Origin of the sequence: Frigoribacterium sp. Leaf415, assembly GCF_001424645.1 — a bacterium.
In the GTDB taxonomy this organism is placed as follows: domain Bacteria; phylum Actinomycetota; class Actinomycetes; order Actinomycetales; family Microbacteriaceae; genus Frigoribacterium.
In genome coordinates, this window is the sequence record NZ_LMQR01000001.1 from 1,339,057 (window position 1) to 1,349,315 (window position 10,259).

Below are 10,259 nucleotides of genomic sequence, written 5' to 3' on the forward strand. Positions count from 1 at the left end.
CGCGTCCGGGACCCCGTCGCGACGGGGGCCCGGGCGCGGCTGCTCGGCGCAGCTACTTCGCGCGGCGGCCGATGCTGCGACGGTCGCGCCAGGCACCCGTCGACCAGAGCGACAGCAGGACGAGCAGCGGCTGGAAGATCAGGCGGAAGGCGCGCTTGCCGTCGGTGTCGAGGCCGAACGCGTCGGTGTGCGTGACGAGCTGGGAGATGTTGCCGGGGAAGATCGCGGTGAAGAAGGCGGCCGCGATCCAGCCGACCGTGACGCGGTGCTTCGGGGCCACGACGAGGGCCGCTCCGATGCCGATCTCGACGACGCCGGACGCGAGCACGACGAAGTCGTCGTCGAGCGGCAGCCACTCGGGCACCTGGGCCTGGAACGGCTCACGGGCGAACGTGAGGTGGCTCGTGCCGGCGAAGACGAGTGCCCCTCCGAGGGCGACGCGGCCCAGGGTGCGGGCGAGGGATGTGGGACGGGGGCGGGGACGTTTCGACATCCGAACAGTCTGCTCCTGTCGGGGCCGGGTCCTCACCAGCCCATCGTGCCGGGCGCGCCCTTGAACGGACCGACCAGGTTCGCGGTGATCCAGCCGCCGTAGAAGTCGCCCTCCTGCGCCTGGACCACCTCGCCGTCGATCTCGCACGAGTCCATCGCGCCCGGATAGATCGCGACGTGGTCGACGAGGGACTCGTAGCCGGGCCAGGGCTCGGCGTAGAACCAGCCGGAGCGGCGGGCTGCGACTCCCCCGCCGGTGACGTCCACGTAGCCGGCCTGACCCTTGAACTCGCACAGGCTGCGGCCTTCGGCCCGCGACAACGCCCCGGGGGCGAAGTCGGCGCGCGGCAGGTAGTACACGGGCGGGTGGCTCGTCTCGAGCACGCGGATCGCGGCCGTCGTGTCGGCCACCACGACGCCGCCGAGACGGACGACGACGCGCTCGTTCCGGGACTCGACGCGCGGCGGGCGAGGATAGTCCCAGACGGACTCCTGCCCGGGGCCGGGCTCGACGCGGACGGGGTGGGACGGACGGGAGGGGCGGCGGAAGGCGGGCATGAGCCCATGATGCGCCGCGGGGCTGGGACGACCTGCGTAGGATCGCTCACCATGAAGCTCGCCGAAGCCCTCCTGCAACGGTCCGACGCCCAGCGCCGGGTCGACCAGCTGCGTGATCGCGTCACCGCGAACGCCCGCTACCAGGAGGGCGAGGAGCCCACCGAGGACGCCGCCGAGCTGTTGCGCCAGGCGGTCGACACCCTCGCCGTCCTCGAGTCGCTCGTCGTGCGCATCAACCTCACCAACGCTCGCACGACCCTCGCCGACGGCAGCACGATGACCGCTGCCCTGGCCCGCCGCGAGACCCTGCGCGCCACCCACGCTCTACTCGTCACGGCGTCGGACGCGGCCCGCGGCGCCTCCGGCGGCTACCGCCAGCTGCGCAGCGAACTGCGGATGTTCTCGGCCCTGCCGGTCGCCGAGCTGCGCGACCGGGCCGACGTCGTCGCCCGCGAGTTGCGCGAACTCGACGTCGAGATCCAGAGGACCAACTGGGAGGCCGACCTGCAGAACTGACCTGCGCGGTGAGTCGGTAGACGTCACCGGGGCGAGCACGAACCGCGACCGGCGGTCATCCCGGTCTCTGCAGGCGCGGAGGGCAGCGTCACGACTCACGTCGTCACCACTCAGCCCCGCACCGATCACCGGTGACCGCGCACCCTGCACTGTTCACCACCGTGTGCTGACCGGAGACGTCGAGGGCGGGAACGGGGACCTCACCGCGCCTCCTCGGGTGTCGCGCAGCGGCGCGGACCCGGGGCGCCGCAGCACGACCTCGTCGCGTGACGCGGCCGTCGCGTGACGCGGCCGTCGCGTGACGCGGCCGTCGCGTGACGCGGCCGTCGCCTCGGCGGGCCCCGCGCTCGGTAGGCTCGTCGGGTGACGGAACAGGCAGCCCGCGGGGCGTTCATCGTGTTCGAGGGCATCGACGGGTCGGGCAAATCGACGCAGGCACGCCTGCTCGCCGCCCGCCTCCAGGACGCGGGGGTGCCCGTGCACCAGACGGCCGAGCCGACGAACGGCCCCGTCGGCACGCTGATCCGCAACGGCTTCAACCGCCGGGTCGACCTCGACGACCGCGTCATCGCGTCGCTCTTCGTCGCCGACCGCCTCGACCACATCACCAACGCCCACGACGGCATGCTCGGCATCGTCGAGCGCGGCACGACCGTCCTCTGCGACCGGTACCACCTGTCGTCGCAGGCCTACCAGGCGTCCGACGTGGGCAGCGACTGGATCGCCTCGTCGAACTCGATCAGCACCGACCTGATGCTGCCCGACCTGACGATCTACCTCGACGTCTCGCCCGAGGTCGCCCTCGAGCGCCTCGCCAGCGGACGCACGACGACGGACCGCTTCGAGGTCGACGAACGCCTGCGGGCCGCGCGCGATCGCTACGCCGAGGCGATCGCCGCCGCCGCCGAGGTCGTCGTCACGGTCGACGCCGACCGCGCGACGGACGAGCTCGCCGACGCCGTCTGGCACGAGGTGTCGACCCGGCTCGACCTCGGGTCGCTGGCGCGTCCGCGGGGCTGACACCGCGCCTTCTCGGGGCTCGCGAGACGTCGCGACGTGCCGCCCACCTCAGGACGCGAGCGGCGCGTCGTGACATGCCGACGGGGTCAGGAGGCGCGGGCCGCGTCGACGACGGACGGTGCGTCGGTCGTCCGTCGGGCTCCGTCGCGAGTGATCTCGGCCCAGACGTCGTCGAGCGACAATCCGACGACGGCGGCGATCGCGGCGATGGTCGAGAAGGCCGGGGTCGCCACGCGACCGGTCTCGATCTTGCGCAGGGTCTCGGGAGACAGGCCGGCGTCGAGGGCGACCTGCAGCATCGGCCGCGGACCACGGGCCCGTCTCAGCAACACCCCGAGGCGGCGACCGCGCTCGATCTCGGCAGGGGTGAGCGGCAGACGGACCATGCCCCGAGCGTAGTGCGCCGGAGCGCCCGGTGGGATACCTTTACCGGGATGATCTTCGGCACGAGAACGGCAGGACACCCATGATCGAGATCTTGAACCCCTCCGAGATCGAGCGGGCCCGGGCGACGGGCGCGCTGGTCGGCACCATCTTGCAGACGCTGCGCGATCGCGTGACGGTGGGCACGAACCTGCTCGACGTCGACTCGTGGACGAAGACGATGATCGACGAGGCCGGCGCCGTCTCGTGCTACGTCGACTACGCGCCCTCGTTCGGCCGGGGACCGTTCGGCCACTACGTCTGCACGGCCGTCAACGACGCCGTGCTGCACGGGCTGCCGCACGACCGGCGACTCGTCGACGGCGACCTGCTGACGCTCGACCTCGCCGTCGTGCTCGACGGAGTGGCGGCCGACTCGGCGGTGAGCTTCGTCGTGGGCGACTCCCGGCCGGCCGAGAGCGTGCGCCTGATCGAGACGACCGAACGAGCCCTCGAGGCCGGCATCGCGGCGGCCGGGCCCGGGGCACGCATCGGCGACCTGTCGCACGCCATCGGCTCGGTGCTGTCGGACGCGGGGTACCCGATCAACGTCGAGTTCGGCGGCCACGGCATCGGGTCGACCATGCACCAGGACCCCCACGTCTCGAACACCGGGCGCCCGGGGCGGGGCTACCGGCTGCGGCCCGGGCTGTTGCTCGCCCTCGAGCCGTGGGTGATGACCGACACCGACGAGCTCGTCACGGACGCCGACGGCTGGACGCTGCGCAGCGCGACCGGCTGCCGCACGGCCCACAGCGAGCACACGATCGCCATCACCGAGGACGGCGCCGAGGTGCTGACGCTGCGGCCCGGCCGCTGAGCCCGGCCAGGCCCGCTGGCTCGAGATGTCAGGACTTGCCGCTCACTTTCAGACCTGAGCGGCAAGTCGTGATATCTCGGCAGAACCCCTCGGGCCGGGCCCGGCCCGGACCGGCCCGGGCCGGGCCTGTCAGACCTCGACGGCCGGCTGGCCCTGGCCGGTCAGACGGAGGAAGCCGCTGAGCAGGCCGAGGCCCGCGATCGAGGTGGGCAACCCCGTGGCGAGCAGCGGGGAGTGCACCAGGAACGCCGCCCACTTCGCCCGCGACAGGGCGACGTTCAGCCGGTTCGGCATCAACAGGAAGTCGAGCCCGCGCGGGATGTCGGCCGCACTCGACGCCGCCAGCGACACGACGGCCACGACCGCCTCTTGCCCCTGGAAGAGGTCGACCGTGCCGACGGGCGTCTCGTCGAACCCGGCCGCGTCGAGGTGCTCGCGCAGCGCGGCCCCGTGGGCGTTGTACGGCGCGACGACGATCACGTCGGCCGCGGTCAGCGGTCTGGTGCCGTCGGCGTCCGACCAGTCGAGACCGACGACCGAGCGCACGATCTCGACGACCGCACGGGCCTCCTCGACCGACGAGGTCGTGTTGCCGACGTGCACCACGGGCTCGACGTGCAGGCCGGGCGTCACGCCCTCGAGCCGGCGATCGGACGCGTGGGCGGTCAGCGCCCCTCCGTAGGACAGCTCGCTGACCGGGGCGCACAACGCCGGGTGCATCCGCCAGGTGGTCGCGAGGAAGTAGCCGTACTCGGCGGGCAGCACGTCGTGGCCGTCGGCCAGCCAGCCGAGGGCCGACTCGTCGACGGGCTCGGGATGGCTGCCCTGGCTGACCTGCGGCAGCTGCTGCGGGTCGCCGAGCAGCAGCAACCGCGTCGCGGCGACCGAGGCCGCCACGGTCGAGGCGAGCGAGAACTGCCCGGCCTCGTCGACGACCAGCAGGTCGAGGGAGGCGCGGGCCACCTTGTCGGCGTTGGCGAACCCCCAGGCGGTCGCCCCGAACACGGCCCCCACGGCCTGCCCGCCGCCGTCGACCCCGGCACCGCCCGCCCCGCCGTCGGCCTCGGCGAGGAACGCGGCCTCGCCGCCGGACTTCAGGGCGCGCCAGGGCTGCTCGTCGGCCTGGTCGGCGGTCGTGCCCGACTTGGGCACCTTGCCCACCCGCTCGGGGTCGACGCCGGCCGTGATCGCCGCACGCAGCACGTTCTCGACCACGGCGTGCGACTGCCCTACGACGCCGACGCGCCAGCCGTGCTCCCGCACCAGCCGGGCGATGACCCGCGAGCCGACGTAGGTCTTGCCCGTGCCGGGAGGGCCCTGCACGGCCAGGTAGGACCGGTCGAGGTCGAGCAGGGTCTCGACGACGGCCGAGACGGTGTCGTGCCCGCCCACGGGCGCGGGCCCGCCGCCCGACCGGAGGCGCGGAGGCTGCCGCCGCAGCAGGTCGAAGGCCGGATCGGGGAGCATCTCGGGAAGGGCGTCGAGCACGTGCCCGCCCCATCCGGCGATCGCCTCGGGCTGCGGGGTGGCCCGAGGAGGCGCGGCGGGCGTGAGCGCGACCGGCAACGCGTCGTGCCGGTCGTCGTCACCCGAGACGCGTTCGAGCAGGACGACCTCGTGCCGGTCGCCGTTCGGGCCGGCCTCGACCACGGTCGACCCCACGGCACCGCGCAGCCCCGGGCCGAGCGAGGCGACCCCCGACGGGAGGGGGGCGTCGTAGACCGCGTAGGGCGCGCCTCCTTCGGTGAGGCGGCTGCCCGGCGCGAGCCGACCGCGCAGCCGCACCTCGCGGCTGAGCTTGCGGGCCCGGGGCAGCTTCTGCCACTCCCGCTCGACCGAGGCCGTCTCGACGACGAACACGTCGCGGGTGTCCGCCCAGTCGTCGACCGGGTTGCGCAGCCGGTCGAAGTGCTCTTGCCAGAACGTCTTGGCCTCGCGGCGGTGGTAGTCGATGGCCGAGGCCGCGAGGGCGACCGCGGTCTGGTCGGGGGTGCGCTCGAGCGGGTCGACGTCGGCCACGTGAGCCGCGAGGCCCAGGGCGACCGGGTTCGGTTCGCGCGGCACCCGGGCGAGTTCGAGCGGGTCGGGCGCGGTCGGGCCGTCGGGGTCGTCGGCCCGGGTGCCGTGCCGGTCGGCGAGCTCGAGCAACCAGTCGCGAAGCCGCAGGGTCGACCGGCAGTCGTACTCGTTGTAGTCGCGGACTTCCTCGAGCATGCGGTCGCCGCGCTCGGGGTCGCCCGTGGTGCGCTCGGCGATCGCGTCGACGTACATCGTGATGCTCGCTGTCGCGGTCTTGACGTCGCTCTGCCGCAGGTCGTCGCCCATGTAGAGCGGCTCGAGCTTCTTGAGCGAGTAGCTGTGCGACCCGACGAGCAGCGCCTGCCGCACGACCGGGTACAGGTCGACGAGCACGCCGTCGCGCAGCAGGTCGTCGACCGCGTCCTCGCCGACGCCGTGACGGGCCGCGAGCGAGAGCAGGTGGCTGCGCTCGTACGAGGCGTAGTGGTACACGTGCAGGTCGGGGAAGCGTCGGCGGCGCTCGGCGAGGTACTCGAGGAAGTCGATCAGCGCCTGCCGCTCGCCCGCGAAGTCGTGCGCCCAGAAGGCGCGGAAGGTGCCGTCGGCCTCGATCAGCCCGAAGAGGTAGTCGAGTCCCCAGGCCCGCCCGTCGCCCTCGGTGTAGAGCGGGTCGCCCTCGAAGTCGAAGAACACGTCGCCGGCGTCGGGTCGCGGGATCGTCCGCAGGGCGTCGGCGTCGACGACCTCGACCGCGGGGGCACCGGTGTGGTCGCGCTCGGTGGCGAGCTGCACCCGGGCCTGCCCCCGCAGCCGGGCGAGGGCCGTCGCCCCGATGCCGGCGACGGGCCCGCTCGAGTCGGCGAGGTCGTCGATCGTGGCGACCCCGGCCAGGTGCAGTCGCTGGCGTTGCTCGCCGCGCAGGCCGGCGACGAGCACGAGGTCGCGGTGCTCGTCGACCTGCGCCTGGCAGGCCGTGCAGCGCCCGCAGGCGGTGACGCCCGGGTCACCCCAGGCGAGCGGCCCGTCGGCGGCGAGCCGCTCGGCGAGGGCGGCCCGCAAGCGGTCCCGCTGGACGCGGTAGACCGGCAGGACGTCGGCCACGTCGTGCACGCTCTCGCTGCCGTCGCCGAGCACGAGGCGCACCGTGTCGGCCGACGGCAGCCCGAGAGCACGGATCTGGTCGGTGTAGGCCGCCACCTGCAGCAGGGCGGGGATCTTGGCGTGGCGGGCGAGCTTGGTGTCGTATACCTCGTACGTGCCCGCCTCGGTGCGCACCACGAAGTCGCTGAAGCCGATGAACGATCCGTCGAAGAACGTCGCCTGGAAGAGCACGTCGGCCCCGGAGGCCATGGCGAGCCGCGCCTCCTCGGCGGCCGCCGCGTAGCCCGAGGGCGCCGGCCGCTCGAACTCGACCACGTCACGGGTCGCCCGCAGCGCCTCGAGGTACCGCAGCTCGTGGGCGTCGCCGAGCCGGGCCGTGCGGTCGAGCATGTCGTCGGAGGCGTCGGCGACGGCTTCGGCCCGGCCGAGCTTCGCGTCGAGCCGTCGGAGGAACGACCACTCGCACGCGGCCCAGGTCGTCAGGTCGGACGGGCTGGTGACCACCCGGTCGTCGTCGAGGTACACGCGGACTCCTTCTGTCGGGACGCGGCCTGGACGCCCGCCCCGAGCCTAGGAGGCGCCACCGACACCCCGGGACGCCCCACCCGGGCGGCGCCTGCTCTGCGTCCACCCCGTGTCGCCGGGTCCGCCCTGGAGGTGCAATTCGCGACACCCGGCGGCCGACACGCCGCTCATCTCCGGTCGGAAGCGTCCTCGGCGCCACCCGTTGTCGGGTTTGGTACGCCCCGCGGCGGATCGGGAGTCGGGTTTGGTACGCCCGGCGAGCCGGGCGCCGTGCCCCGGACACCGGGCGTGTTCGGCGGAGACGGGCCGTCGTGGACGCCCGCCTCCGACGAACCCGCCCGGCAACCGCAGCGCCGACGTCAGTCAGCCGCCGGCGAACCCGGCGCGGTGCGCAGGTGCAGCCGCTCCCCCTGGCGGCCGAACAGGCTGAGCACCTCGACCGCGTGCTCGTCTGCGCGGCCGAACCAGTGCGGCGTGCGCGTGTCGAACTCGGCCGCCTCGCCGGCGGGCAGCACGAGGTCGAGGTCGCCCAGCACGAGCCGGATGCGTCCGCGCAGCACGTACAGCCAGTCGTAGCCCTCGTGGGTGCGGAGCACGGGCTCCGTACGGGGCGAGTCGGCCGGGATGACCATCTTGAAGGCCTGGATCGCGCCGCCACCGCGCGAGAGCGGCACGACGGTCATGCCGTACTGCTGCCGCGGCTTGAGGTGCACCCGCGGGTCGCCGGTCTCGGGCGCCCCGACGAGGTCGTCGAGCGGCACCCCGTGCTCACGGGCGAGCGGCAGCAACTGCTCGAGGGTCGGCCGCCGGAGCCCCGACTCGAGTCGGGACAGGGTGCTGACCGAGATGCCGGTGCGCTCCCCCAGCTCGGCGAGGGTCACGCCCCGCCGCGCGCGCAGGGCACGGAGGCGCGGGCCGACCGCGGCGAGGACGTCGTCGGTGCTCGCGGCGTCGGCACCGGGATCGGTCGTGGGCTGGCTCATGCCCGCCATCTTGCCACTTCGGCAACGGAGATTGCCAGACTGACGATCGAGGTCGCAGGATCGGGTCAGGAGGTCACACCATGAACCAGAACACCCACCCGGTCCACACCGTCCACGACGTCGTCGTGATCGGCGGAGGCGCCGCCGGGCTCAGCGGGGCGCTCTCGCTGGTCCGCGCCCGCCGCGCCGTGCTCGTCGTCGACGACGACCGGCCCCGCAACGCACCCGCCGAGGGCGTCCACGCGTTCCTCACCCGCGACGGGGTCGCCCCGCGCGAACTCACCCGCCTCGGCCGAGCAGAGGTCGACGCGTACGGAGGCGCGTTCACGTCGGGCACCGTGACCGGCGTCCGCCGCGACGACGACCCCGACGCACCCTTCGTCGTGACCGTCACCGGCCCGGGCGGTGACGCGTCCGAGGTGCGTGCCCGGCGCCTCCTCGTCACCTCCGGGCTCGTCGACGAGCTGCCCGCCGTCGACGGCCTCGCCGAGCGCTGGGGGCGCGACGCCGTGCACTGCCCGTACTGCCACGGCTGGGAGGTGCAGGACCGCGTGATCGGCGTGCTGGCCACGAGCCCGTTCGCGATGCACCAGGCCCTGCTCTTCGGGCAGTGGAGCCGCGACATCGTGCTCTTCACGAACGACTCCTTCACGCCCGACGACGAACAGGCCGAGCAACTGCGGGCCCGTGGCGTCACGGTGGTCGACGGCCCGGTCGCGCGGGTGCGGGTCGAGGACGACGCGCTGACCGGGGTCACGCTCGTCGACGGTCGCACGGTCGACGTCGGCGCCCTGGCCGTCATGGCCCGGGTGCGCTCCCGGGCCGACTTCGTGGCCGACCTCGGACTCGAGGCGACCGAGCACCCCGCCGGCGTCGGCACACACGTCGCGACCGTCGAACCGCTCACCGGCCGGTCGGCCGTGCCCGGGGTGTGGGTGGCGGGCAACGTCACCGAGCCGATGGCGCAGGTCGTCGCGGCGGCCGCGGCGGGCACGATGGCCGGCGCCGCGATCAACATGGACCTGGTCACGGCAGAGGTCGCGGCGTCCGTCGCCGCCCTCCGCACCGCGGAGAGGATCGACGCATGAGCGAGTCGGAGCAGCAGCGCCAGCACCAGCACCAGCACCCGCAACCGCACGGGCACGAGCACGAGCACGGGCACGGCCATCCCGTCTACGACCGCGACTACTGGGAGGACCGCTACGGGCAGCCCGGCCGCGCCTGGAGCGGTCGCCCCAACGCCGCCCTCGTCGCCGAGGCCGCGGCCCTGACCCCCGGCCGGGCCCTCGACGTCGGCAGCGGAGAAGGCGGCGACGCCCTCTGGCTGGCCGCGCGGGGCTGGCAGGTCACCGGCGTCGACATCTCGCAGAACGCCCTCGACAAGGCGGCCGCCCTCGCCCGCGAGCGGGAGGACGTCGACCCCGGGCAGCTCACCTGGCAGCAGGCGGATCTGACGGCGTGGAGCCCGACCCGCGCCTCCTTCGATCTGGTCACGGCGCACTTCATGCAACTGCCGCCCGCCGACCGCGAGCGGCTGTTCCCCGCGCTGGCCGACGGCGTGGCGCCGGGCGGCACCCTGCTGATCGTCGGACACGACGCCGACGCCCTGCCGCTCGGCGCCGAGAAGCACGGCGACCCGGGCATGCTCTTCACCGTCGACGAGGTGGTCGGCAGGCTCTCCCCCGACGCGTGGCAGGTCGAAGTCGCCGAGGTGCGACCGCGCGACATGACGGGCCCCGACGGGGACGTGTGGCACGTCGCCGACGTGGTCGTCCGGGCCACGCGCCGCGACGGCTGAGCAG

10 protein-coding genes are annotated in these 10,259 nt (G+C 73.9%); 5 read left to right on the forward strand and 5 right to left on the reverse strand.

The features are described from left to right. Positions 1–52 precede the first annotated feature (52 nt). Together ASG28_RS06185 and ASG28_RS06190 are read right to left on the reverse strand one after the other, a co-directional pair. Positions 53–493: a DoxX family protein gene (locus tag ASG28_RS06185; protein WP_055973150.1), complete on the reverse strand. Its 441-nt coding sequence runs from the start codon at positions 491–493 to the stop codon at positions 53–55. Between the two features lie 32 nt (positions 494–525). Then, entirely contained in the window at positions 526–1,050 is a 525-nt protein-coding gene (locus tag ASG28_RS06190; protein ID WP_055973153.1) for a DUF427 domain-containing protein, read from the reverse strand. A 51-nt stretch (positions 1,051–1,101) separates the two neighbouring features. Here ASG28_RS06190 and ASG28_RS06195 point away from each other — a divergent pair, with 51 nt between their 5' ends. Both ASG28_RS06195 and tmk read left to right on the forward strand, forming a co-directional pair. Beyond that, entirely contained in the window at positions 1,102–1,566 is a 465-nt protein-coding gene (locus tag ASG28_RS06195; RefSeq protein ID WP_055973156.1) for a DIP1984 family protein, read from the forward strand. Between the two features lie 363 nt (positions 1,567–1,929). Then, positions 1,930–2,586 carry a dTMP kinase gene (tmk, locus tag ASG28_RS06200; protein ID WP_055973159.1) on the forward strand — a complete coding sequence of 219 codons (657 nt, stop codon included), beginning with the start codon at positions 1,930–1,932 and terminating at the stop codon, positions 2,584–2,586. A gap of 86 nt (positions 2,587–2,672) precedes the next feature. Here the strand turns inward: tmk and ASG28_RS06205 are convergent, their stop codons facing one another. Next, positions 2,673–2,972, reverse strand: coding sequence for a helix-turn-helix transcriptional regulator (locus ASG28_RS06205; protein ID WP_055973161.1), 300 nt, complete (start codon positions 2,970–2,972; stop codon positions 2,673–2,675). Between the two features lie 80 nt (positions 2,973–3,052). Between ASG28_RS06205 and map the strand changes: the two genes are divergently transcribed. Beyond that, a complete protein-coding gene (map, locus tag ASG28_RS06210) occupies positions 3,053–3,829 on the forward strand; it encodes a type I methionyl aminopeptidase (protein WP_055973164.1) in 777 nt (258 codons plus the stop codon). A gap of 129 nt (positions 3,830–3,958) precedes the next feature. On the opposite strand, the gene ASG28_RS06215 is transcribed toward map, so the two are convergent. Both ASG28_RS06215 and ASG28_RS06220 read right to left on the reverse strand, forming a co-directional pair. Continuing rightward, a complete protein-coding gene (locus ASG28_RS06215) occupies positions 3,959–7,474 on the reverse strand; it encodes a TM0106 family RecB-like putative nuclease (protein WP_055973167.1) in 3,516 nt (1,171 codons plus the stop codon). Positions 7,475–7,833: 359 nt separating this feature from the next. Beyond that, positions 7,834–8,457: a helix-turn-helix domain-containing protein gene (locus tag ASG28_RS06220; RefSeq protein WP_055977047.1), complete on the reverse strand. Its 624-nt coding sequence runs from the start codon at positions 8,455–8,457 to the stop codon at positions 7,834–7,836. A gap of 80 nt (positions 8,458–8,537) precedes the next feature. Here ASG28_RS06220 and ASG28_RS06225 point away from each other — a divergent pair, with 80 nt between their 5' ends. Continuing rightward, positions 8,538–9,545 carry an NAD(P)/FAD-dependent oxidoreductase gene (locus ASG28_RS06225; RefSeq protein WP_055973170.1) on the forward strand — a complete coding sequence of 336 codons (1,008 nt, stop codon included), beginning with the start codon at positions 8,538–8,540 and terminating at the stop codon, positions 9,543–9,545. Next, the gene (locus ASG28_RS06230) at positions 9,542–10,255 is read left to right on the forward strand and encodes a class I SAM-dependent methyltransferase (RefSeq protein ID WP_082454425.1); all 714 of its coding nucleotides are present in this window, start codon (positions 9,542–9,544) and stop codon (positions 10,253–10,255) included. Before ASG28_RS06225 ends, ASG28_RS06230 begins: the two co-directional genes overlap by 4 nt. Positions 10,256–10,259 lie beyond the last annotated feature (4 nt).